18 protein-coding genes are annotated in these 23,625 nt (G+C 69.1%); 14 read left to right on the forward strand and 4 right to left on the reverse strand.

Going from position 1 to position 23,625, the window contains the following annotated elements:
* The 9 genes from ABEA67_RS16710 to ABEA67_RS16750 form a co-directional block, all read left to right on the forward strand.
* Positions 1-644, forward strand: a 644-nt coding sequence (locus ABEA67_RS16710) for a hypothetical protein (protein WP_345467433.1), incomplete at its 5' end; no start/stop codon positions are given.
* A complete protein-coding gene (locus tag ABEA67_RS16715; protein WP_345467436.1) occupies positions 641-1,414 on the forward strand; it encodes a hypothetical protein in 774 nt (257 codons plus the stop codon). The genes ABEA67_RS16710 and ABEA67_RS16715, both read left to right, overlap by 4 nt.
* A gap of 282 nt (positions 1,415-1,696) precedes the next feature.
* Positions 1,697-3,628: an ATP-binding protein gene (locus ABEA67_RS16720; protein WP_345467439.1), complete on the forward strand. Its 1,932-nt coding sequence runs from the start codon at positions 1,697-1,699 to the stop codon at positions 3,626-3,628.
* 252 nt (positions 3,629-3,880) lie between these two features.
* Positions 3,881-4,288, forward strand: a complete 408-nt coding sequence (locus tag ABEA67_RS16725; RefSeq protein WP_345467442.1) for a GPW/gp25 family protein — start codon at positions 3,881-3,883, stop codon at positions 4,286-4,288.
* A gap of 3 nt (positions 4,289-4,291) precedes the next feature.
* The gene (locus ABEA67_RS16730) at positions 4,292-6,310 is read left to right on the forward strand and encodes a putative baseplate assembly protein (RefSeq protein WP_345467445.1); all 2,019 of its coding nucleotides are present in this window, start codon (positions 4,292-4,294) and stop codon (positions 6,308-6,310) included.
* 12 nt (positions 6,311-6,322) lie between these two features.
* On the forward strand, positions 6,323-7,201 hold the full coding sequence (locus tag ABEA67_RS16735; protein ID WP_345467448.1) for a phage tail protein: 879 nt from the start codon (positions 6,323-6,325) through the stop codon (positions 7,199-7,201).
* Entirely contained in the window at positions 7,198-11,601 is a 4,404-nt protein-coding gene (locus ABEA67_RS16740) for a protein kinase domain-containing protein (RefSeq protein ID WP_345467451.1), read from the forward strand. The genes ABEA67_RS16735 and ABEA67_RS16740 overlap by 4 nt, the downstream gene beginning before the upstream one ends.
* 314 nt (positions 11,602-11,915) lie before the next feature.
* On the forward strand, positions 11,916-12,497 hold the full coding sequence (locus tag ABEA67_RS16745; protein WP_345467454.1) for a CIS tube protein: 582 nt from the start codon (positions 11,916-11,918) through the stop codon (positions 12,495-12,497).
* A gap of 3 nt (positions 12,498-12,500) precedes the next feature.
* The gene (locus ABEA67_RS16750) at positions 12,501-14,174 is read left to right on the forward strand and encodes a VgrG-related protein (RefSeq protein WP_345467456.1); all 1,674 of its coding nucleotides are present in this window, start codon (positions 12,501-12,503) and stop codon (positions 14,172-14,174) included.
* 26 nt (positions 14,175-14,200) lie between these two features.
* Here ABEA67_RS16750 and ABEA67_RS16755 read toward each other — a convergent pair whose 3' ends face one another.
* Positions 14,201-15,409, reverse strand: coding sequence for an MFS transporter (locus ABEA67_RS16755; RefSeq protein ID WP_345467458.1), 1,209 nt, complete (start codon positions 15,407-15,409; stop codon positions 14,201-14,203).
* A gap of 173 nt (positions 15,410-15,582) precedes the next feature.
* Between ABEA67_RS16755 and ABEA67_RS16760 the strand changes: the two genes are divergently transcribed.
* A complete protein-coding gene (locus tag ABEA67_RS16760) occupies positions 15,583-16,185 on the forward strand; it encodes a DedA family protein (RefSeq protein WP_345467461.1) in 603 nt (200 codons plus the stop codon).
* 9 nt (positions 16,186-16,194) lie between these two features.
* On the opposite strand, the gene ABEA67_RS16765 is transcribed toward ABEA67_RS16760, so the two are convergent.
* Together ABEA67_RS16765 and ABEA67_RS16770 are read right to left on the reverse strand one after the other, a co-directional pair.
* Positions 16,195-16,782 (reverse strand): DedA family protein, encoded by a 588-nt coding sequence (locus tag ABEA67_RS16765; protein ID WP_345467464.1) that lies wholly within the window; start codon positions 16,780-16,782, stop codon positions 16,195-16,197.
* A complete protein-coding gene (locus ABEA67_RS16770) occupies positions 16,779-17,987 on the reverse strand; it encodes a polysaccharide deacetylase family protein (protein ID WP_345467467.1) in 1,209 nt (402 codons plus the stop codon). The genes ABEA67_RS16765 and ABEA67_RS16770 overlap by 4 nt, the downstream gene beginning before the upstream one ends.
* Positions 17,988-18,282: 295 nt before the next feature.
* Here ABEA67_RS16770 and ABEA67_RS16775 point away from each other — a divergent pair, with 295 nt between their 5' ends.
* The 4 genes from ABEA67_RS16775 (at position 18,283) to ABEA67_RS16790 (ending at position 21,635) form a co-directional block, all read left to right on the forward strand.
* Entirely contained in the window at positions 18,283-18,759 is a 477-nt protein-coding gene (locus ABEA67_RS16775) for a PepSY domain-containing protein (RefSeq protein ID WP_345467470.1), read from the forward strand.
* A gap of 232 nt (positions 18,760-18,991) precedes the next feature.
* A complete protein-coding gene (locus tag ABEA67_RS16780; protein WP_345467473.1) occupies positions 18,992-19,657 on the forward strand; it encodes a phosphatase PAP2 family protein in 666 nt (221 codons plus the stop codon).
* The gene (locus ABEA67_RS16785) at positions 19,654-20,325 is read left to right on the forward strand and encodes a response regulator transcription factor (RefSeq protein WP_345467476.1); all 672 of its coding nucleotides are present in this window, start codon (positions 19,654-19,656) and stop codon (positions 20,323-20,325) included. The genes ABEA67_RS16780 and ABEA67_RS16785 overlap by 4 nt, the downstream gene beginning before the upstream one ends.
* Positions 20,326-20,336: 11 nt before the next feature.
* Complete coding sequence (locus ABEA67_RS16790; protein ID WP_345467479.1) at positions 20,337-21,635, forward strand: sensor histidine kinase; 1,299 nt, start codon at positions 20,337-20,339, stop codon at positions 21,633-21,635.
* 62 nt (positions 21,636-21,697) lie between these two features.
* Here ABEA67_RS16790 and ABEA67_RS16795 read toward each other — a convergent pair whose 3' ends face one another.
* Positions 21,698-23,359, reverse strand: a complete 1,662-nt coding sequence (locus tag ABEA67_RS16795; RefSeq protein WP_345467481.1) for an FAD-binding dehydrogenase — start codon at positions 23,357-23,359, stop codon at positions 21,698-21,700.
* Between the last annotated feature and the right edge of the window lie 266 nt (positions 23,360-23,625).

Consider the following 23,625-nt stretch of genomic DNA (forward strand, 5'->3'; position numbering starts at 1 on the left):
ACCCTGGCGCTAATGACGGTCATGCCAGAGGTGTATTTAAACCGGCTTCTTCGAACGCTCAGCAAAAACGAGGAATTCTTTCGCCAGCACGGCTATTCGCTCCACTATGCAAGGTGCAACTCCTGAGCAAGGCGCAGCGCGCACATGCCAACCAGTTGCGTGGCCTGGCCGATGAGAACGCGGCCATTGATGCGGCGGGGATGCAGAACAACAACTACAACACCACGCGCTCGGGAGAGAGCCGCACGCCGGTGGTGTACACCACGAAGATAAATGGCGTGGAGGTGACTGTCCGGCCGGATGCCGTGTCCGACACCGTGTGGGCTGACATCAAGTCTTTGTCCGGCGAGGCGGACGTGCAGTATTACACCCAGCAACTTCAGGCAGAGTTTAGGGGCGCATTGACAGAGGGCAAAAAGCTCATGGTAGTGCTCTCCAGTGAGTCGCCACAGGTCCGCCCCAGCGCTCCTTTGGCAAACCCGGAGAACGTCGTTGTGTTACGGCGTAATCCTCAGACGGGCGATTGGTTCGCCTGGACGAACCCGCGTTTTGGAGAGGCGAAGTGGACGCCTATTCCCATAGATGAAGTGCGAGTTCTTGCTGGGGCCGGTGACATGAATCCAGTGGAAATTGGAAGGGAATGACAGTGCAACTGGCAATAAAAATGGTGAGGACAGGCTATCTCTCGGGGAAGAGAGCCGAGGCCTATAAAAATCTTCAATCAATATTGACTCTTTTAGAAGAAATGGGGTTCGCGCCTGACACTTTCAGCTTTTCGGACGAACCAAACCATCCTCTCTATCACAAGCAATTTCCCAGCCCAGTCTATGATAATCATTTTCTGACCACGGAGGGACAACTCCTCCTCTATTTCCTCAGAGAAAAGAAACCTGCCTATGAATTCTATCCTGGCTTTGTTTCGGAAAAATTGGGGTATAATTCCTTATCTATAGATTTTAAAGACGTAAGCAAGGCTCAAGTTGCCGAGTTGTTTGAGGTGGCATCTGCCATAGCTCAGGTCACGCGCCCGCTCTTCGGTGGCCTGGGCTTTCCCTGGGAGGCTGAGACCGCTGAAGCCGAAGCGTTCAACAGAATGCTCAACACTGACTCGCTTGAGCTGTTCAAGAATGGTCCCGACAGTGTGGCCATCCGCACGTGGTTTGGGCCAGCCTTTGCAGCGCAACTGGACCCGGCAGCACTGGAAAAGTTAGGGCTGGTTGTTCGGCGAACGGACTGGTCTGGCCTGGAAGTAGACCTGGCCGAAGTGCCCTGGGCCGTCCCCTTTGAACGGCTGGCTGAACAGAAAGCCGCCTTCAACAGGTATTTGAACAGTCTGGGCCTGCTGGGCGACTACTCCCGGACTCTGCTCCGAACCCCCGGACGGAACTGGCAAGCTGTGCAAGCGTTCGGCTAGTCCGGAAGAGGTCCATCGGCGGAACACCAACTTCAACCTGGGCGTGAGCAGCAACATGATGGGCGACCGCGCCACCAGCAGCAACCTGTACGACGCCAACAACGTCAGGGGAATCGGCGCGGGAGCCTGCCCACCGGGGTCAACTCGACTCTGGCGGAGAACACCACCCGCATCAGCGGCCATTTGCCCTAAACTGGGGCACCCCCGATGTTCCCCATGACGCGCTCTGCAACCAGGAAACGTGCCGCCGCACCCCCCGTCAGGGAGTGGACCCCTGCCGCCGTGTCCGACGCCCTCCAGCTTTTTCTGGACCAACTGGAAGCGCATCTGGCGGGCCGGGCCGGGCCGGGCGACACGCTGGACAATCCGCTGGACACGGCGGGCACGCGCTTCTCGCAGTTGTGTGGGGCGCTGTCGCTGGGCGAGTTCGAGCGCGCGCTGCTGATGCTGGGGCTGATTGCGGAGGTGCATCCGCTGCGCTTCCGGCAATTCGTGCAGGAGCAGTACGACGCGGCGGAGGTGCCGCCCCCGGGCTGCGTGTCGCGCCACCTGGCCCTGAGCCTCTTCGACGGAAACCCGACCGACCTGACCGACGACGCGCCGCTGCTGCGCTGGCACCTGCTGAACCGCCCGGAAGGGGTGCCCGACCACAGCCTGGCCCCGCTCGCGGTGGACCCGGCCGCGCTGGCCTACGTGTACGGCGACGACCGCCTGAACCCGCGGCTGAACCGCCATGTTCAGGACTTCGCGGCACCGCCCGGTCCGCTCGTTGAATCCGCGGCGGCGCACCTGCCCACGCTGGCCGCGCACCTGCGCTCGGGTGAGAGGGCGACGGTGCAGCTTCACGGGCGGGACGTGAGCGCGCAGCTTGACCTGGCACACGCGGCCCTGTCGGAGCTGGGCCTGCCCATGCTGCGGCTGTCGCTGGGAACCATGCTGGAAAACGCGGGCAGCCTGGAGCGTGACCTGCGGCTGTGGGAGCGCGAGACGCGGCTGCGGCCCCTGGCTCTGTGCCTGGACGCGCACCCGGCCAACCTCGACCTGAACCCGGAACAGTGGTCCGCCGCGAGCCTGGAGCGGCAGGTCGCCAGTATCGCCGCGCAACTGCACGCGCCGCTGGTGCTGCTGACCGGGGAACCGCTGGCGCTGGGGGGCGGGCGACCTGCCCTGAATCTGGAGGTGGCGCGGCCCTCGCGCGCCGAGCAGCGGGCGCTGTGGGCACACGCCCTGGGCCTGCGCGACGGGAACGCGCCGCGCCTGCGCGAGCTGACCGATCAGTTCGACCTGAACGCCGCCACCCTGCGCGACCTGGCCGAGACCGCCCGCCTGGGCCTGCCCGCGGGCCTCCCCGACGACGTGCGCCTGGAGCAGGCCTGGGAAGCCTGCCGGGTCGCGGGCCGCCGCCGCATCGGCAAGCTGGCCGAGCGCCTGACCGGCACGCCCGGCTGGGACGACGTGATCCTGCCCGACGCCGACAAGGCGGTGCTGCAGGGGCTGGTCGAACACGTCCGGCACCGGACCCAGGTGTACGAGACGTGGGGCATGGGCCGCCACGCCCGCGGCCTGGGCATCAGCGCGCTGTTCAGCGGCCCCAGCGGCACCGGCAAGACGCTGGCCGCCGAGGTCATCGCCAGTGAACTCCGGCTCGACCTGTACCGCGTCGACGTGTCCAGCATGGTCAGCAAATACATCGGGGAAACCGAGAAGAACCTCAAGCAGATCTTCGACGCGGCCGACGACGGCGGCGTGATCCTGCTGTTCGACGAGGCCGACTCGCTGTTCGGCAAGCGCGGCGACGTGCAGAGCGCCAACGACCGCTACGCCAACACCCAGGTCAACTACCTCCTCCAGCGCATGGAGTCCTACGCGGGCCTGGCCCTGCTCACCACCAACCTGGAAAGCGGCATGGACGTGGCCTTTATGCGCCGTATCCGCTTCGTGCTGAATTTCCGGCCCCCCGAGGCCCCCGAACGCGAGCGTATCTGGCGGCGCGCCTTCCCGCCCCAGGTGGACGTGAGCGGCGTGAACTTCGGCCGGCTGGCGCGCGTCAAGCTGGCGGGCGGCAATATCCGCTCGGTGGCGCTGGGGGCGGCCTTCCTGGCGGCGGCGCGGGGCGAGACGCTGAGCATGGGCCTGCTGCGTGAGGCCATCCAGGCCGAGTGGCGCAAGCTGGGGCGCGTCAGCCTCGACGACGCCGCCTTTGCGGACTGGTGAGCAGCAGGACGGCGTGGGTCGGGCACCCGGCAGAGAAAGTTCCCGCCAGAGGTTGCCTTTCGCCCCGGCAACGGGCCAGGGCCTCTCATGAGAGAATGCGCGCACCGCCGGGGCGGTCAGGGCCACCCGCGGCCCCCTACAGGATTTGCACATGAAGGCGTTCACATGAGACGCTAAATTGGGCCAGTCACGTTCCAGCACTCACCAAGACACCATGTTTAATCCCTGTTCACCAGAGGGTGGAGGAATGAAGTGAGCGAACACCTGGGAACCGGCTGGGCCTTTCCGGTGGCCACCAATGCCCGGGGGCGGGTGGCGCTGGTGGGCGGCGTGCGGGCGGTGGAGCAGTCCATCCTGATGATTCTGATGACCCCCAAGGGGCAGCGCGTGATGCGGCCCGAGTACGGCTGCCAGATTCACGAACTGCTGTTTGCCCCCAACGACGCCAGCACCCTGGGGCTGGCCTCCTACTACGTGCATGAGGCGTTGACGGCCTGGGAGCCGCGCATCGAGCTGCTGGGCGTGGACGCCGACGTGGACGAGCATTACCCGGAGCGGATCGTGCTGGGCATCCGCTACCGCATTCTGGAAGACCATGTGGAACACTCGCTGGTGTTTCCCTTCTACCGCCTGCCGCTGGAAAGCCGCACCCTGAGGTAACGCATGCCCCTGCCGACCGTGAATCTGGACGACCGCCGCTTCGACGACATCGTGGCTCAGGCCCGGCAGCTTATTCCGCAGTACTGCCCGGAATGGACCGACCACAACACCTCCGACCCCGGCATCGCGCTGCTGGAGGTCTTTGCCTGGATGACCGACCTGCTGCTGTTCCGGGTCAACCAGGTGCCGGAAAAGATGTTCGTGAAGTTCCTCGACATGATCGGGGTACAGCTCGACCCGCCGCGCGCCGCCGTGGCCCCGGTGACCTTTTACCTCTCGGCAGCGCAATCGGAGCCGCTCACCATCAGCGCGGCGACCGAGGTGGCGACCGTGCGCACCGAGGTGTCGGAAGCCATCGTCTTCTCGACCGAGACGGACCTGACGATCACGCCGCCCCACCTCCAGGCGGCCTTTACCGGCAACGCGCTGGGCGAGAATACCTTCGTGCAGCACGATCTGGAGCGGCTGGGCGTGCTGGGGCACAAGATCGCCGTCTTCTCGCCCGAGCCGGTGCCGGGGGACGCCTTTTACCTGTGCTTCGACGATGACCACAGTGCGCACGTGCTGGCGCTGCTGCTGGCCTGCGAGGTGGCGGGCGGCGCGGGCGTGGACCCCCGGGAGCCGCCCTTCGTGTGGGAGGTCTGGCAGGGCAGCCTGAGCCGCTGGGCCACCTGCACCGTCGAGTACGACGGCACCCTGGCCTTCAACGTCTCGGGCGAGGTGATTTTGCGCCTGCCCGCGATGGCGCAGGAGGAGTTTTTCGGGCAGCGGGGCTACTGGCTGCGCTGCCGCATCACCAGCGAGCAGAACTACGCGGGCTACAAGGTGTCGCCCGACATCGAGTCGCTGCGGGTCGAGGCGCGCGGCGGCACGGTGAGCGCCCGGCACGCGGTGGTCGTGCGCAACGAGGTGCTGGGCCGCAGCGACGGCACGCCGGGGCAGCGCTTCCAGCTGCTGAACAGCCCGGTCCTGTACCTGGAAAGCGGCGAGGACACCATCGTCTGCGAGCTGGCAGGCGAGGACACCACCTTCTGGAGCGACGTGCCCGACTTTGCCGAGAGCGGGCCGGGGGACCGGCACTTCCGGCTGGAATACCTCGACGGGACCGTGACCTTCGGGCCGGCCCTGCTTCAGCCCGACGGTACGGTGTACCGCTTCGGCGCGGTGCCGCCCAAGGGCGCGACGCTGCGGCTCCAGCGCTACCTGCACGGCGGCGGCGTGACCGGCAACGTGCCCGCGCACACCCTCAGCGTCCTGAAGGCCAGCATTCCCTACGTGGCCCGCGTGACCAACCACGCCCCGGCGCTGGGCGGGCGCAACGCGCAGACGCTCGAAGACGCCATCCTGCGCGTGCCCCACGTGCTGCGCACCCGCACTCGCGCCGTAACCGCCGACGACTACGAGTTCCTGGCCCGGCAGGTGGAGGGCGTGGCGCGCGCCCGCTGCATCACCCCCAATCTGGCGGGCGCGGCGGGCGAGGTCGCCTACCCCGGCCAGATCCGCGCGCTGGACGTGCAGCCGGGGCAGGTCAGCATGGTGATCCTGCCGCAGATCGCCGTGCCGCCGGGCCGCATCGCGCCGGACCAGCTCACGCTCTCGGCCGAGCTGCGAGCCAGCGTGCAGGCCTCCCTCGACGAGCGGCGGCTGGTCGGCACGACCCTGGAGGTGCGCGCGCCGCAACTGTTCTGGGTCAGCGTGAACGCGCTGCTGCGGGTGCCGCCGGGCAGCTCGCGTGGCCTGAAGACCGACGTGCGGTGGGCCGCCGAGGCGCTGCTGTACCGCTACCTCAACCCCCACACCGGCGGCAGCGCGGGCGCGGGCTGGGAGTTCGGGCGCACGCTGCACCTCTCGGAGCTGTACAGCCTGCTGCGGACCGTGCCCGGCATCGATTTTGTCGAGGACGTGCAGGTCTTCCTGACCGAACCCGGCCAGCAGGACCTGCGCCAGCCCGTGAATACCCAGCTGCTCCTGCCGCCGCAGGGTGTGGTCGTCTCGGACCTCCACACGGTGCGGGTGGAGTAGGGGGGCCGTGCCATGAACGACCAGTTTTTCGTGCAGCTTCAGGGCGACACCGTCAAGATGCTCACCCTGGACATGAACCTGCTGTCCATCGGGCGCACCCCCGATAACGGGCTGAGCCTGCCACATCCCTCGATTGCCATCCGGCACGCCGAGGTGCGGCGGCTGGAGGGCCGCTGGGTGATCACGGATTTGGGCAACGCCGAGACGTTCCTGGCCGGGCACCGCCTGGTGCCGCACCAGCCGCAGGTGCTGGAGGAGGGGGCCATCGTGCAGATGGGGCCGTATGTGCTGGCCTACCTGCCCGGACCCGATGCCCCCGCGCCCCCCGCGGAGGTGGACGCCCTGCCGACTCCCCAGGACTTCCCGCTGCTGCCGCTGGCCCCGGCGCGGCCCGGCCTGCCCGCCCCGCCCGCCGAGGGGTCGGCCAGCGTCTACCTCGACTACCTGCCCGCCATGTTCAGCGAGTCGGAGTTCCTGGCCCGCTACCTGATGATCTTCCAGAGCATCTGGGAGCCGCTGCAACACCGCCAGGACCACCTGGACATGTACTTCTCGCCCGCCACGGCCCCCGAGCGGCTGCTGGACTGGTTCGCCGCCTGGCTGGGCCTGGAGGTGGATCCCCACTGGCCCGAGGCCCGCAAGCGTCAGTGGCTGCGCGAGGCCATGCACCTGCTGCGCTGGCGCGGCACCCGCTACGGCCTGATGCGCACGCTGGAGATCGGCTGTGGGGTCACGCCGCAGATCACGGAAAACGCGCAGGGTCCCTACAGCGTGACCGTCACCCTGCCCGAACCCGACGAGGCGAGCAGCGGCACCACCCGTGAGGACGTGGAGCGGCTGGTCGCCCGGCACCTCCCGGCCCATGTGCGCTACGAGCTGAGGTTCGTGTGACCACCACCGGCATCATCTTCGAGGGCTACCGGCTGCTGCGAGAGCTGGGGGGCGGCTGGCTGGGGCAGGTGTACGCGGCGCAGAACCTAGACGGCGCGCAGGTGAGCGCGCTGCGGGTGGTGGCCCCCGAGCTGACCGCGCAGCCGCAGTTCATGCTCCAGTTCCGGCGGCTGTTCGAGAAGTGGCGGCGGCTGGCGCATCCCGGCATCCTGACGCCCGGCGAACTGGTGGAGCGCGACCACCGCGCCTACTACGGCATGACGCTGGCGCAGAGCGGCTCGGTGCGCCAGCTTCTCCAGGCGCAGGCGCGCGAGGGCCATTTCCTGGACCTGATCATCGCGGTCGATATCGCGCGGCAGGCGGCGGGGGCACTGGCCTACGCGCACGACGCCAACCTGATGCACGGCAATCTCAAGCCCGAGAACCTGCTGCTCACGCCCGCGCGCGCCATCCTGGGCCGCCAGGCCTACGGCGTGCTGGTCTCGGACTTCGGGGTGGGCGAGTTGCAGGCCTACACCTACGGCACGCACGACCGCCTGATCGTGACCACGCCCGCCTACATGTCGCCCGAGCAGTGCCGGGGGGTGCGCACCGAGGTCCGCAGCGACATCTACGCGCTGGGGGTCGTCCTCTACGAGCTGCTCACCAACCTGGTGCCCTTCGAGACGCGCGACCTGGCCGACGCCGTGGACAAGCACCAGCACGTCGCGCCCATTCCGCCGGGGCAGATCCGGGTGGACATTCCCCAGGACCTGGAGGAGGTGGTCCTGACCTGCCTCGCCAAGGCCCCGCAGTACCGCTACGGCAGCGCACACGAGCTGGAGGCCGCGCTCCAGGCGGTGCTGAGCGGGCTGCTGCCGCAGGGGCCGCGCCCCACGGTCGTGCTGCCGGACATTCCCGAGCCACCCGCGCCGCGCATCGAGCCGCTGGCCGACCGCACGCCCTGGCCCCGGCTCCAGATCTGCGACGAGCGCGGGCAACTGCTGCGGGTCGAGCCGCTGCGGGCCGACACCGCCACGCTGGGCCGCGGCCCCGGCAACACGATCGTGCTGGAACACGCGGGCGTCTCGCGCCACCACCTGAACCTCGAGGTGGAGGAAGACGGCGTATTCGTGACCGACCTAGGGTCCACCAACGGGACCACGCTGGGCGGCGTGCCGCTGGAACCCCGCGAGCGCACGGCCTGGCCCGACGGCGGCATTCTGCGGGTGGAACCCTTCTGGCTGCGGCTGCAACCCCGGCAGCGGGTGGTGCAGCAGGCCCGCATCGGCGTGCTGGTCGAGGACAACGCCATTGACCTGAAGCCCGGCGAGGCGCGGCTGCTGAAGGTGCAGCTCGCCAACACCGGGCGCACGGTGGACCATTTCCGGCTGGAGGTCGAGGGCATTCCCGAAGCCTGGGTGCAGAACCTCTACCACGAGGTGCAGCTCAATCCCGGCATGACCAGCGAAACGACCCTGCGGGTGCTGGTGCCGCGCGAGCCGGGGTCCCACGCGGCCACGTACCCGATGAAGGTGCTGGCCCGCAGCCGCGAGAATCCCGGCGAGTACGGCTTCGCGCCGATGGACTGGACGGTCCTGCCCTTTACCGAGACGCGGCTGGAGCTGACGCCGCGGCGGCGCAGCGCGTGGCGGCGCACCCACTACGACCTGCGCCTGACCAACGTCTCCAATGTGCCGATCACCTACAACCCCACCGTGGGCGACGACGAGGGCCACGTCTTTCTCCAGTCTCCCTGGGACATGATGCGGATTCCGCCCACCGGCGACCTACGCAACATCATTCCCATCCGCGCCATCATCCACAACTACTGGCTGCGGCTGCGCGAGGGGGTCGGCAAGGTGCGGGTGGAGGCGCTGCCGCAGGACGTGACGGTGCAGCCCGGCGACCAGTTCGAGCACCGCCTCCAGGTGCGGCTGCCCATCCGCTGGATCGCCTCGCCTCGCCCGCGCACCCTGCGGATTCACCCCCGGCCCGACCGCGGCCAGGATCACGCCGACACCGTGTCGCTGCTGCACCTTCCGGTGATCCCGCTGTGGCTGCTGCCGCTGCTGCTGATTCTGGCCATTCTGTTCGTGTGGTGGCTGCTCCAGGTGCCCACCATCGTGAGCGTGAGTGCCGACCCGCAGCAGCCGCCCGCCGGGAAGCCCTTTACCCTCAACTTCGAGACGCGGGGCACCTCGCGCATCCTGGTCAAGCCCTGGAACAAGACCCTCTACAGCGGCCACGGCAAGCTGCTGATTCCGCAGGGCATCACCGAACCCACCGAGGTGCAGGTGATCGCCTACGGCCGCGTCAAGACGGCCCAGACGGCCCTGACCCTCACGCCGAAGCTGCCCGCGCCGGTCGTCAAGCGCTTCTCGGTGACGCCCGAGAACATCACCAGCGGCCAGAGCGCCACCCTCCGCTGGGAGGTCGCCAACGTCAAGGAGGTGACGCTCGACCCCTTCGGCACCCAGCCCGCGAAGGGCGAGCTGAAGCAGAAGATCACGGCCGACACCACCTTCCGCCTCAGCGCCCAGAGCGGCGGCGAGAGCGTCACGCAGAGCCGCGACGTGAAGGTGCTGCCGCCCGGCATCGACCTGTTCCAAGTGACGCCCCAGCAGGCCGCCGCCGGGCAGAGCGTCACCCTGCGCTGGCGGGTGCTCAACGCCAGCACCGTCACCCTCGATCCGGTCGGCACGGTCGCCGCCAGCGGCAGCCTCCAGCAGAAGGTGACGCAGGATCAGACCTACACCCTGCGCGCGCAGGTGGGTGACAAGACGGTGTCGCGCAGCGCCAGCGTGAAACTGCTCGCCCCGGTGGTCGAGCTGTTCCAGGTCACGCCGGAGAACGCGCGGGCGGGCGACACCGTAACGCTGCGCTGGAAGGTCGCCAATGCCAGCAACGTGACCATCGACCCGCTCGGGACCGTCCCGGCCCAGGGCGAGAAACAGGTGGTCGCGCAGACCAACACCGCCTATCGCCTCAGCGCCAGCAACGGCCAGACCAGCACCGAGGCGAGCAGCGCCGTCAGCGTGAGCGCCCGCCCGCCGCGGGTCACGGCCTTCACGGCCACCCCACGCAAACCCCGCAGCGGCCAGCCCGTGACGCTGACCTGGCAGACCCAGGACGCGGCCAGCGCCGAACTCGCGGGGCTGGGCGGCACGCTGGCGCTGCCCCCCTCGGGCAGCACCACGGTGACGGCCCCGGCCCAGAGCGCGCAGCTCACCTTGACTGCCCGCAGCAGCGAGGGAGCCACCGACGCGCAGTCGCTGGCGCTGCCGGTGCTGCCGCCCGCGCCCAAGCCCCAAGCGGCTGTCCCGTCCACGCCGACCCCGAAGCCTGCCCCTGCGCCGGCACCCGCGCCGAAACCCGCACCCACACCCGCCCCTCAGCCCAAACCGGCCCCCGTGGCACCCCCCACCCCGGCTCCGACGCCTGCACCCACGCCGGCCCCGGTCGTTCCGCGCATCGTGGCCTTCCGCGCGACGCCCGCCAGTGTGCAGCGTGGTCAGCCCGTCACCGTGAGCTGGGACGTGCGGGGCGTCGAGCAGGTCAAGCTGCTGCCCCTGAACCGCAAGTTCCCGCCGCACGGCAGCGTGCGCCTCAACCCCGGCTCCAGCACCACCTATACCCTGCTGGCCGGGACCCTCAAGGCCAGCCAGCCGGTGAGCGTGCGCCCTCCGCCCGCACCCCGGCCTGCCCCGGCACCCTCCACCCCGGTCCGGCCCGCGCCGCCCCAGGCCACGGCTCCCCAGCCGGTGCCCGCCCGGCCCGTTTCCCTGCCGGCGACTCGGCCCGAGCCACCCGCCGCCTCTGCCCCCCCGGCCGCGCAGCCCGCGGCCCGGCCCGCCCCCAGGATCGTGAGCCTGAGCGTGACGCCCACGCGGGTGACGGCGGGCGGCAGCGTGACCCTGTCGTGGAACGTGCAGAACGCCACGCGGGTGGTGATCACGGGGCTGGGACCGGTGGACGCGAGCGGCAGCACGACCCGGACCGTCCGGCAGGACACCCGGTTTACGCTGCGGGCCAGCCGTCCGGGCACCGCGAGTGTCCAGCAGAGCGTCGGCGTGCAGGTCGTGCGCGAAGCCAGCGGCACCGAACGTGTGGCCGGGGACTGGCAGCATCCCTTCGGGCGGATGCACCTGAACGTGCAGGGCAACGTCGTCAGCGGCACCTTCAGCAACCTGCGCACCGGCGACGAGGGCCGGGTCCAGGGCACCCTCAGCCCCAGCGTCACCGGCTCGTACAACCTCAGCGGGCAGGTGCTCGTTCCCGGCAAGACCGGGGAGAACCTCAGCTTCGTGGTGGTCTTCGGCGAGAATGTGAACACCTTCGAGGGGATCTACAGCGCCCGGCAGGCCAAGGAACGCTGGTGCGGCTGGCGGGCGGGCACCACCTGGGCGGGCAGGTGCTGAGAACACCCGGACATCCGACCCGAGGAAGCCGGAGGGAGCAGGCACAGAGACGGATTCCGGGAAACGCCTGAACAGGGGGCGCTCTCCTGATACTGATTCCGATGGAAGGGTGTTGAAAACACCCGGAAATCCGACCAGAGGGAGAAGGAACAAGGGCGGATTTCGGGAGATGGATGAACAGGCGGTGCCCTCCCGACTGTTCAGGAATTGGACGGAATCCGTATGACTGGTCAGGAACTGGACCCAATCCGTATTAGACTGGCCTCACTGGCTCCCCCCTCCCCTTCCGCATCCCCCTTTCGCAGGAGGCCCCCATGACGGATGGACCGCTCGTCAAAGCCATCATCAAGAGTATCGAAGGCCCCAAGATCGAGGTCGAGTGCCTGTTCAACCCCAAGGAGTACCAGGTCCAGAAGACCAACAACTGGGGACCGGCCGACAACAGCACCAAGGACGCCTCCGACCTCACCTTCTCGGGGGGCAGCGGGGCCAAGCTCAGCATGCAGCTCTTTTTCGACACCTACCTGCGCGACAACGAGAAGACCGTGCGGGACGTGCGGGAATACACCGACCAGCTCTGGCAACTGATGAACATTCAGGAGGCGCTGCGCGACCCCAAGACCAAGAAGGGCCGCCCACCCAAGGTGCTGTTCATCTGGGGCAAGAACTGGCTTTTCAACGCGGTGATCACCTCCATGCAGCAGCAGTACACGCTGTTCATGCCCAACGGGATGCCGGTGCGGGCGATGGTCACGGTGGAATTCCAGGAGGCGCTGGAACACCGCACGCTGCGGGGGTCGGGCGAGGGCACCTACGCCATCAGCGAACGGGTGCGGCACGACGCGCAGTCCTACAAGGACTCCGGCGACCTGCGCGCCAAGTACGGGCGGAGGTAGGCCGTGAGCGGCCCGTCGGTCAACCTGCGCAGCGCGGTGCCGCACTTCTACGTGCGGATCAACGGCGACCTCGCCACCGAGGCGATGCAGAACATCCACGACATCACCATCGAGAGCAGCCTGCACATGCCCGACGTGGCGACCCTGACGCTGCGCGACCTCACGCCGCTGGTGGCGGGGCAGGCGGCCTACCGCTTCACCGACGACCAGAAGGGCACCTTCGTCAACGGCAATCCGCTGACGATCACCATCCAGGTCGAGGAACACCGGGAACTCAACGTTTTCGACGGCGAGATCGTGGAGGTCGAGACGCAGCTTCTCCAGCACGGGCAGCGGCTGGTGGTGCGCGCCTTCGACCGGCTGCACCGGCTCTCGCGCGGCACCCACACCCGGACCTTCCAGAACGTCACCGACATGGACGTGGTCAAGAAGATCGCCGCCGAACTCGGCCTCAAGGCCAAGGTCGGCCCGGCCAGCTTCGTCCACGACTACGTGCTCCAGAGCAACCAGACCAACCTGGACTTCCTGCGCGAGCGCGCGCTGAAGCTGGGCTACCTGCTGTTCGTGGACGGCACCACCCTCTGCTGCCTGCCGATGGAGAGCATGGGGCACGCGGGGGACCTGGACTGGGGCGTGAATCTGCTGGAATTCAACCCCCGCGTGAGCAGCCTGGGGCAAGCCAGCGGCACCACCCTGCGCAGCTGGGACCCGCAGCGCAAGCGGGCCGTGGTGAGCGCGGCGGGCAAGGGCAAGGGCGAACCCGAGGTGGCCGCCGCGGGCGAGGAGGACCTCGCCGCCCCCTACACCCTGACGGGGCACGTGGTGCGCCAGGAGAAACTGGCCGAACTGTACGCCGGGGGCAGCGCCGACCAGCGGCGGCAGGGCCTGGTCGAGGCGACGGGCGTGGCGGGCGGCTACCCCAAGATGACCGCTGGCATGACCGTCAACCTGGGGGGCGTCAGCGACCGCTACGCGGGCGAGTACACGCTCTCCAGCGTCACGCACCACTTCCGCACCGGCGACCAGCAGACCAGCAGCGGCTACACCACCGAATTCACCGTCAGCGGGGGCCGCGCGCCGGACATCGCCCAGACGCTGGCGGGGGGACACAAACCCAAGGCGCAGTACGGCCTTGTCATCGGCATCGTCACCAACAACGAGGACCCCAGGAACCAGGGCCGCGTAAAGGTCAAGTTCCCCTGGCTCTCCGACAAGGACGAGAGCGACTGGGCGCGGATTGCTGCGCCGGGCAGCGGCCCGGGGCGCGGGATGCAGTGGATCCCCGAGGTCGACGACGAGGTGCTGGTCGGCTTCGAACTCGGGGACATGCACCACCCCTACGTTATCGGTGGGCTGTGGAACGGGGTGGACGCGCCGCCCGAACCCTCGCGCCGGGTGGTGAAGGGCGGCAAGACCATCCGCCGCGTGCATTACTCGCGCAAGGGCCATAAGATCGTTCTCGACGACTCCGACGACCAGCCGCACATCCTGGTCGAGGACATGAACGGCAATATCATCCGGATCGACAGCAAGACCAACAAGCTGACCATCCAGATGAAGGGCGACGTGAGCATCGAGGCGGGGGGCCGCATGGACCTCAAAGCGCGCAGCGGCATCAGCATCGACGGCGGTGCGGGGGCCGTGGATGTCAGGGGCAGCACCATCAAGCTGAACTGAGGACCGGGGGGAACGCCACGCCGGGTTCAGCACTCAGGTCCGGTGCTTATCTTTCCTCCCGCCGGGGGTCGCGGCCAGGCGAGGGTGGCGGTCAGGGCGGCCAGCAGGAGCGCTGCCCCCACCGAGCCGATGACGCCCGGCCACCCGTGCGAGGTGTAGGCCACGCCCACCAGGACGCCGCCGAGGGCACCGCCCGCGTAGTACGCGAGGTTATACAGGCCGGACGCGAGCGAGCGCCCGTGGGTGACACTCGCCGCGACGTAGCTGGTGGTGGTGGCCTGCGCGACGAAGATGCCGCTGGAGCCGGCCGCCAGCCCCAGGATGATCAGCGGCAGCGGGGCCGCCAGCGTGAGCGCGAAGCCCAGCGCCGACAGCGCGAGCGCGCCCAGCAGCACCCGGCGGTGCCCGAGGCGCGCCACCAGGCGGCCGGAGGGCGGGGTCACGACCACGCCCAGCAGGTACACAGCGAACACGGACCCCAGCGACGCGGAGGTGAGGCGGTAGGGCGCGGCCGCCAGGTGGTAGTTCACGTAGGTGAAGGCGGCCACCAGGGCAAACAGCAGCGCCGACCCCACCGCGCAGGCGGCGAGCAGGGCCGGGTTGCGCAGGTGGCCGCGCAGGGTGGGCAGGGCCTGTCCGGCGGGCTGGGGCACGAAGTTCCTGGCCCGCGGGAGCAGCACCCAGGCCACCAGCGCGATCAGGAGATTCGCCGCGGCAATCACGTGAAATGCCTCGCGCCAGCCCGCCACCCCGGCGATGAGGCCGCTCAGGAAGCGCCCGCCGAAGCCGCCCACCACCGTCCCCGTGATGTATACGGCGAGCGCCGCCGGAACCCGCGCGGGGGGAAGTTCCTCCGTGACGTAGGCGGTCGTGACCACCATCACGCCGGGAATCAGCATCCCCTGCACGAACCGCCAGAGAATCAGGTGGGACAGCGAGTCGGCCCGCGCCATCAGCAGGCAGGGCAGGACGAGGAGCAGCAGGGCACCCACCATCAGGCGCTTGCGGCCCAGGGCGTCGGCCAGCAGCCCCACCAGCGGGGCACACAGGGCCATGGCGAGGGTGGTGGCGCTGACCGTGACCGCCGTGACGACGCTGGACGCCGCGAACTCCTGCGAGAGCCTGGGCAGCAGGGCCTGCGTGGTGTAGACGTTCAGGAAAGCGCCGCAGCCCACCAGCGCAATGACCGGCAGAAACGCGCGCGGGGCGGCAGAGGAGGCTGCGGGGTTCACCACACGTCCATCATGCGGCGTGCCGCCCCGGCCCGCGGCCCGGAGAGACCGCCTGCGCCCGCCGACCCTCCAGGGTGCTGTCCAGAGGCTCAGCAAAACCTGCTCGCTCCACCCGGCCAAAAAGGCAGCATCTTTTGGCTGGTGCTCTGATCTGGCCTGTGCTCTAAGCTGCGCCCATGTCCGACGGTTCCAGCCTCTCCCACCTGCTGCTCAGCGCGTCCTATCTCGGCATTTTCGCCATCATCTTTGCCGAAACGGGGCTGCTGCTGGGCTTCTTTCTGCCGGGTGACAGCCTGCTGATTACGGCGGGCGTGCTGGCGCGGCAGGGCAGCCTGCACCTGCCTGGGGTGATGCTGGCCGTGGTTCTGGGGGCCATCATCGGGGACAGCACCGGCTACCTGCTGGGGCGGCGGTATGGCCCCGGCGTCTTCAGCCGCCAGGACAGCCGCTTCTTTCGCCCGGAGTACGTGACGCGCACCCAGGGCTTTTTTGGACGGTATGGCGGCCTGGCGCTGATGCTGGCCCGGTTCGTGCCGGTGGTCCGCACTGTGGCCCCCACGATGGCGGGGGTGGGCGGGCTGCCCTACCTCCGCTTCCTGACCTTCAGCGTGCTGGGGGCGCTGCTGTGGGGGGTCAGCGTGCCGCTGCTGGGCTACTGGCTGGGCAGCCTGATTCCCCACCTCGACCGCTACATCCTGCTGGTGGTCGGCGCGGTGGTGCTGCTGAGCCTGATCCCGGTGGGCCTGCAACTGTACCGGGCCACCCGCCGCAGCGTGTAGTGCCCCAGCTCAGGACAGCGGCGCGCGGCGGCGCAGCCCGCGCCACAGCAACCACAGGGCCACGACCACGACGACCGCGGCAAAGGCATCGATGCCCACCCGTTCGAGGTGGGGCAGCAGCGCCGGGCCGAAGCGCCACAGCAGCGTCTGCCACACGCCGACATGCAGCAGCGCCCCCAGCAGGCTCAGCAGCAGGTAGGCCCCGAAGGGAAAGCGGGTCAGGCCCGCGCCCAGGGTGACGGGGGTGCGCAGGCTGCCGACTGTGCGGCTGACCAGAACCAGCGGCGCGCCCCAGCGGGCCAGCAGGTCCAGGTTCCGCTGATTCTGCACGGCCGCCCGCCAGCGCGGCGGGAGCCAGCGTTCGCCCCAGCGCCCCGCCGCGTACCCCAGCAGGCTGCCCAGCCAGTTGCCCAGAGTCCCCCAGAAAAGGGCCGCCGCCAGGGTGGTGCGCCCCGCGTCGATCAGCGCCGACTGCGCCAGCATCGGCACGATGCCGGGAATGCCGGGAATCCCCGCCCCCTCCAGCGTCAGCAGCCCGAAGGTCGCGGCGTTGAGCCACGCGGGGTCCAGCCCGGTCAGCCAGGCGTGCAGGTTCACCGGACGAGCGCCCCGGCAGGAACCACGCCGTACCCCTTCTCCCGCGCCACCTTCAGCAGGTCCGGCAGGGCTTTTAGCCCGTCGGGCGCGTTATCGTGCAGCAGGATGATGCCGCCGGGGCGCAGGTGCCGCGTGAAGCGCGCCTCCACCGTCTCCACCCCCGGATTCTGGAAGTCGCCGGGGTCGTCGGTCCAGAAGACGGTGGTCAGGCCCAGGCTGCGGGCGATATCCAGCACGCGCTGGCTGTACTCGCCGCCGGGCGGGCGGAAGAACCGCACGGGCTGGCCGGTCAGGCGGGTCAGCAGGGCGTTGGTGGACTGGAGTTCGGCGCGAATCTGCGCGTCGGTCAGGTGGGGCAGGCGGACATGATGGTAGGTGTGGTTGCCGAGTTCGTGGCCGCCCTGCACCAGATCGCGGATGAAGTAGGGGTAGGCCTGCGCGTTGCGCCCGATGATGAAAAAGGTCGCGTGGGCGTTCTCGCGCCGCAGCAGGTCGAGCACCAGCGGAAAGTACAGCGGGTGCGGCACGTCGTCGAAGGTGAGCGCCACCTGCCGCTGTGCAGGGTTCCCCTTGAACAGCAGCCCGCCCCGCACGCCGCCGCCCGCCTGGGCCAGACTCTGCTCCAGCCGCTGCTTCAGCAGTTCCGCCTGCGTGCCCACGAAGACGGGCAGCCGCTCCAGCGCCTGCACGGGCGTGCCGGGCGGTTCGGGCAGTTCCATATTCTGTGGGGTCCAGACGCGGTCATAGGTGTCGGCGGCCACCTCGCTCTGGAAGGTCTTCAGGCGCGCACGCGGCACCGAGAGGGTCAGCACGGGGAGCGGCCCGCCGAAGCCCCGGTAGGTCTCCGCGCGGTACACGCTGACATCCACCTCCGCGAGCGTGGGGTCGGCGCGGTAGGCCCCCTGCACGCTCTGGACGGCCAGGACCAGGGCACGCTGCGGGGAGACCTCCTGTGACGGAACCAGGACCAGGGCATGCGCTGCCTGGATAAAGCCGTTGCCCAGCACCTCCACCTTCCTCACCTCGGGAATGGCGGGGGTGAGGTGCAGGGTGGGGAGAACCGGGGCGGCGCGGGTGCCGGGTGCCAGCGGCTGCACCTGTCCGGGCGGCGTGACGGGCGGCAGAGGGGCAGGCAGGCTGGTGGCCGCGTGGGCAGCCCCCACAACACTCAGGGCGGCGGTCAGCAGCAGGGCGGGACGGCACATGGCCTGAGTCTAAGGGCGTCACCTTACCGGCTGGTATAGCCGCGCCCCAGGTGCCCCTGCCTCCGGCTTCCCCACCCCCGGACACAGCAGCAATCAGGAGGGCGGGGAGGTCGCGCGGCAGGCATGTTTGCAGGGTGGGGCAGGCAGACTGCCCAGGTGCTGCGCCTCCCGCCCCGGCCCGGTTAAATCCCACTTTACCTGTGCTGGACGGAGTTTATACCGTCCCTATACCGGGTGCAGGCATCCTGGCCGCAGGTGAAGCACAGGGTTTCACCCCACCCAAGGAGAGTGACCGATGACCAAGAACACCCGAACCGTCCTGCTTGCCCTCGCCACCACTGCCGCCGTCGGCGTTCCGCTGGCCGGTTATGCCTTTGCCCAGACCAACCCAGCACAGACGGCTCCGGCACAGACCAGCACGGCGCAGAGCCAGAACACAGGAGACAATGACGCGGAAACGCAGGACGACCAGACCCCAGCCTACAGGAGCAGCATCCAATTGCCTCCCGAGCCGCAGGGCGCAGAAGTGCCGGATGCCCAGGAAGAAGCGCAGCTCCGCACCCTGGCCCGCATCACGCCCCAGCAGGCCACTCAAGCCGCCCAGGCCACCGTGCCCGGAACCGTCAGCAGCGTCAAGCTCGAAGACGAGGATGGCAACCTGGTCTACGCGGCCCTGGTGGGCAGGACCGAGGTGAAGGTGGACGCCGGGAATGGCCGGGTGCTGCACCAGGAGGCTGCCGACACCGAGAACGGGCAGGAGGACAACGAATAGGGCGGCGCTCCGTTGCGTTGCCGCATGTCTCAGGCGTCCACTCCGCGCCGCCCTTTTTGCGCTTCTCGCTTCGCTCGGAGAGGTTGCCAAAAAGCGGCAACCTTTCTGCGCCCCGCCCTAGGGCAAAACCCAGGACGGTCAGTCAGTGACCGTGAGCGCCGGGGCCTTCCGCTCCCCGGCGCTCCTCTGTGCGTATACCGTCCTTTTACCTTGCGGCGGCAAGCTCTGAGCCATGAGCACCCTGCTGTCTCACCGCCGCCGCATCCACCCGGCAGCCCTCCTGCGCCTGTTTCTGGGCATTCTGCTGCCCCTCGTGATCGTCGGCTTTATCGCGGAAGAGGTGCTGGAGCAGGAGCGCATCGCCTTCGAGGCTCCCTTTCTGCTGGCCCTGCACGCCCACGCGACCCCGTTTCTCGACCGGCTGGCGCTGCTGTTCACCACCCTCGGCGGCGTGACGGTCATCGCCCCCGTCAGCGCCCTGATCCTGCTGGGGCTGTGGCTGAGACGGCGTTCGCTGGCCCTCTTCTGGGCGGTGGGCGTGGCGGGGGCGGCGCTTCTCGACCTGGTGATGAAGCTGATCTTTCACCGGCCCCGGCCCGAGTTGTGGCCCCGGCTGGTGCAGGAGAACGACTTCGGCTTTCCCAGCGGGCACAGCATGTACAGCGCGGCCTTCGTCACGGCACTGATCCTGCTGACCTGGCGCACGCCGCTGCGCTGGCTGGTCCTGGTGCTGGGGGTCCTTTTCAGCGGGGCGGTCGGCTTTTCGCGGCTTTACCTGGGGGTGCATTACCCTACCGATGTCCTGGCGGGCTGGCTGAGTGGGCTGGCCTGGGTGCTGGGCGTCTACAGCGTGCTGCGGCCCTACCGTGGCCTGCCCCCAGAAGGAGGTTCCGCGTGAGACTGCTGATTGTCGAGGACGACCCGCACATCGCGGAACTGCTGCGCGACGGCCTGCGCGAGGACGGCTACGCGGTGGACCACGCCGCCAGTGCCGGGGAAGGCTTCGCGCTGGCGGGGCTGTTCCCGCACGACCTCCTGATTCTGGACGTGATGCTGCCCGAGGGGCTGGACGCGGGCTACCGGCTGGGTCAGCAACTGCGGGCGGCGGGCAATACGGCCCCCATGCTGTATCTCACTGCTCGCGGCACCGTGGAGGACCGCGTGACCGGACTGGAAGCGGGCGGGGACGACTACCTCGTCAAGCCCTTCGCCTTCAGGGAGCTGCGTGCCCGCGTGCGCGCCCTGCTGCGCCGCGCGGGGGGATACGCGCATAACACTCTTCCCCTTAGCGGCGGCTTCATGCTGGACCTCACGGCGAGGGAGGTCTACCACAGCGGCGCGCGCTGTGACCTGACGCGCAAGGAATACGCCTTGCTGGAACTGCTGGCGCACCATCCGGGCCGGACCTTTACCCGCGACGAGATCATCGAGCGGCTCTGGGATGGCGAGGAGGGGGTGGAACCCAAGGTGATCGACGTGTACGTCAGCACCATCCGCCGCAAGACGGAAGACGGCCTGATCGGGACCGTGCGCGGCGTGGGCTACCGCCTGGGGGCTGTCCCTTGAACGTTGGGGCCTTGAAGCTCCCGCCCGCCAGCCTGCGCCTGAAACTCACGCTGGGCTACGCGCTGGTGTTCATCCTGGCGAGCGTGCTGGGGGCCGTGCTGATCTACCTGGTGGCCTCCACCCAGCTCACCCGCTCGCTGGACGCGACGCTGGAGGAAACGGCAGCGGTGGCCCTGGGCAACATCGAGCGCGAGGCCGGGGCACTGCGCTTCGCCGCTGGCCTCAACGTCCGCAGTGAACTCGCGCTGGAGTTGCTGAACGCGCGGGGGCAGGTGACGGCGCAGGCGGGCGGGCACGAACACCTGACACCGGGCCTGCCCCGGCCGGGCTTTCAGACGGTGGAGGACTGGCGGGTGTACAGCGTGCCGCTCGAAGGGGGCGGCTGGCTGCGGGTGATGCGGCCCACCGACCTGCTCAGCGGCCTGCTGGAGACGCTGGCGCGCGTGCTGGTCGGCGCGGCCCTGCTGATGATCGTGCTGTCGTGTCTGGGCGGTTACCTGCTGGCAGACCGGGCGCTGAAGCCCATCGACCAGGTGGCGCTGGCCGCCGCGAGCATCGCCCGGCGCGGGGCGTACCGGGAGCGGGTGCCCGTCGCGCCCGGCGGCGATGAACTCACCCGGCTCTCCACTACTGTGAACGCGATGCTGGGCAGCCTGGAAGGCACCATCGAGCAGGAAAAGCAGTTCGCTAGGATGGCCGCCCACGAGCTGCGGACCCCCCTCACCACCCTGGCCGGGCGGGTGGAATTGCTGCTGGACCGGCCCCGCGATGGGGACGCCTACCGGGCCGGACTGCTCCAGCTTCAGGAGCGTATCGGGGCGCTGCGGGCGCTCAGCGAGGGCCTGCTCAGCCTCGCCCGGACGGACGCCCCGCCCACGCTGGAGCCGGTGGAACTCGCCGGGACGGTGCTGGCCGTGGCCGAGGACCTGCGGCCCGAGTTCCGCGCCGCGGGCAAGACCCTGCATCTGGACGTGGAGGAGGGCTGGGCGCAGGCCGAGCCGGAGGGCGTCCGACAGGCGACGGTGAATCTGCTCCAGAACGCGCTGAAGTACGGCGGGCCGCAGGTCACGCTACGGGTGCGGCCCGGGGAGCTGAGTGTGGCAGATGACGGCCCCGGACCCGCCCGCGAGGACTGGCCCCGGCTCCTGCGGCCCCTGGAGCGCGGGCCTGGGGTGCAGGGCCTGGCCGGCAGCGGGCTGGGCCTGGCTGTCGTCGCCGCACTCGCCCGGCGCTGGGGGGCAGAATTGCGGCCGGAGTGGGCGCAGCCGGGCTTCACCGTCACGCTGCATTTCCCAGGGGTAAACGGATGACAGCCCCAGACGAAAAGCACGGGTCCGGCTGAACGAGCACTACCACGCTCCCCCCAGTGGTCTCACTTCACTGTGGAGGCGATGGCACGTCCGGCAGTTCGACCGCTGAAGAGGCAGCCCCCCAGGAAGGTGCCTTCCAGGGCGCGGTAGCCGTGAACGCCGCCCCCGCCGAAGCCCGCCACCTCCCCCGCAGCGTACAGGCCGGGCATGGGCTGGCCGCCTTCGCCCAGCACGCGCCCCTGCAAGTCGGTTTCCAGGCCGCCCAGCGACTTGCGCGTCAGGATATGGAGCTTCACGGCTATCAGGGGACCGTCCGCCGGGTCGAGGAGGGGGGCAGGTTTCGCCACCCGGATCAGCCGCTCGCTGAGGATGTTCCGCGCGCCCCGGACAATGGCGAGCTGCGGGTCCTTGCCCGGGACGTTGCGGGTCTGGAGGTCACGGTCGCGCACCTCGCGCTCCACTGTGGCGTAGTCCACGAGGCTCTCGCCGGTGAGTTCGTTCATGCCGGCTACCAGGTCGCGCAGGTTGTCCCGCACCACGAAATCCGCGCCGTTGTCCATGAAAGCCTGGACCGGGGCCTGCACATCTTTCCCCGCGCGCCTGAGGGTGAGGAGCAGGTTCTTGCCGGTCAGGTCGGGGTTCTGCTCGCTGCCCGAGAGGGCGAACTCCTTCTTGATGACGGCGCGGTTGAGCAGGAACCAGGTGTAGGGGTAGCCGTGCGTGGTGATGTGCCGCAGCGTGTCCAGCGTGCTGCCACCGGGGATGTGGGGAAAGGGCAGACGCTTCCCGGTGGGGTCGAGCCACAGGCTGCTGGGGCCAGGGAGGATGCGGATGCCGTGGTTCGGCCAGATAGGATTCCAGTTGCGGATGCCCTCGGTGTAGTGCCACATCCGGTCGGGGTTGATCAGGCTGGCCCCGGCGCTCCGCACCGCCTGTTGCAGCAGGCCGTCCACGTACTTCGGCACGCCCGACAGCATGAAGGCGGGCGCAGGTCCCAGCCGTGGGGTGGGCCAGTACTGGCGGACGAGCGCGTGGTTGCCCCCGATCCCGCCTGAGGTGACGAGGACGGCCGCCGCGTTCAGGCTGAAGTCGCCCACCACGACGCGCGAACTGGCCTCACCCCGTGCCACGTCGGACGCTTCGAGGAGGTCCCCGTGAACGCCGTGAACGGCCCCGTTCGTGACGTTCAGGCCGCGCACCCGGTGGCGGAAGCGAAACTGGATGTGGCCGCTGCGCTCGTGTTCGCGGACGCGGCGTTCGAAGGGTTCGAGAACGCCCGGCCCGGTGCCCCAGGTGACATGGAAGCGCGGCACGCTGTTGCCCGGCAGCCCCGCGCCCGCCCCGCCCCGTTCGGCCCAGCCCACCGCGGGAAACCAGCGCATCCCCTGCCCGTGCAGCCACGCCCGCTTTTCCCCGGCGGCAAAGTCCAGATACGCCTCGGCCCACCGCCGGGGCCAGTGGTCCTCGGGGCGGTCGAAGCGGGCGGTGGTGAGCCAGTCGCGCCGCGCCAGCTCCAGCGAATCGCGGATGCCGAGCCGGCGCTGCTCAGGCGAGTCCACAAAAAACAGGCCCCCGAAGGACCAGTACGCCTGCCCGCCCAGGTTCTGCTCGCCTTCCTGGTCGAGCAGCAGCACGCGCCTGCCCGCATCCGCGAGTTCGGCGGCGGCCACCAGTCCGGCCAGGCCCGCCCCCACGACGATCACATCCGCATCCGGTGTCGGCATGACCTATTAAGCAGGTTGGGCCGCACCTCTGCAACAAAGAGGGGATGCCGGGGATGCCGTCCCTCCTGCCTTGCCCGTGGCTCCCTGAGGCTTCAATGCTGTCTCCAGGTGCCGATTCTTGAGCAGGACCGCAAGCCACCTAACCGCACCACCGGGCCGATTCGTACGGTGCCGACGGCTTCTTAAAGTCGGACTTCCCCGAAGAAGGGGGAGGAGTCCTTCACCATCCCTCTCTTCATCACAAGTTAAGAACTCCAGCTCTTGGG

The sequence above is a fragment of the Deinococcus carri genome, assembly GCF_039545055.1.
In the GTDB taxonomy this organism is placed as follows: domain Bacteria; phylum Deinococcota; class Deinococci; order Deinococcales; family Deinococcaceae; genus Deinococcus; species Deinococcus carri.

Excerpts from the sequence above, each read along its gene's own strand:
- ABEA67_RS16715 (WP_345467436.1), top strand. The coding sequence starts at position 641 with ATGACAGTGCAACTGGCAATAAAAATGGTGAGGACAGGCTATCTCTCG.
- ABEA67_RS16730 (WP_345467445.1), top strand. The coding sequence starts at position 4,292 with ATGCCCCTGCCGACCGTGAATCTGGACGACCGCCGCTTCGACGACATC.
- ABEA67_RS16735 (WP_345467448.1), top strand. The coding sequence starts at position 6,323 with ATGAACGACCAGTTTTTCGTGCAGCTTCAGGGCGACACCGTCAAGATG.
- ABEA67_RS16745 (WP_345467454.1), top strand. The coding sequence starts at position 11,916 with ATGACGGATGGACCGCTCGTCAAAGCCATCATCAAGAGTATCGAAGGC.
- ABEA67_RS16760 (WP_345467461.1), top strand. The coding sequence starts at position 15,583 with ATGTCCGACGGTTCCAGCCTCTCCCACCTGCTGCTCAGCGCGTCCTAT.
- ABEA67_RS16770 (WP_345467467.1), bottom strand. The coding sequence starts at position 17,987 with ATGTGCCGTCCCGCCCTGCTGCTGACCGCCGCCCTGAGTGTTGTGGGG.
- ABEA67_RS16775 (WP_345467470.1), top strand. The coding sequence starts at position 18,283 with ATGACCAAGAACACCCGAACCGTCCTGCTTGCCCTCGCCACCACTGCC.
- ABEA67_RS16780 (WP_345467473.1), top strand. The coding sequence starts at position 18,992 with ATGAGCACCCTGCTGTCTCACCGCCGCCGCATCCACCCGGCAGCCCTC.
- ABEA67_RS16795 (WP_345467481.1), bottom strand. The coding sequence starts at position 23,359 with ATGCCGACACCGGATGCGGATGTGATCGTCGTGGGGGCGGGCCTGGCC.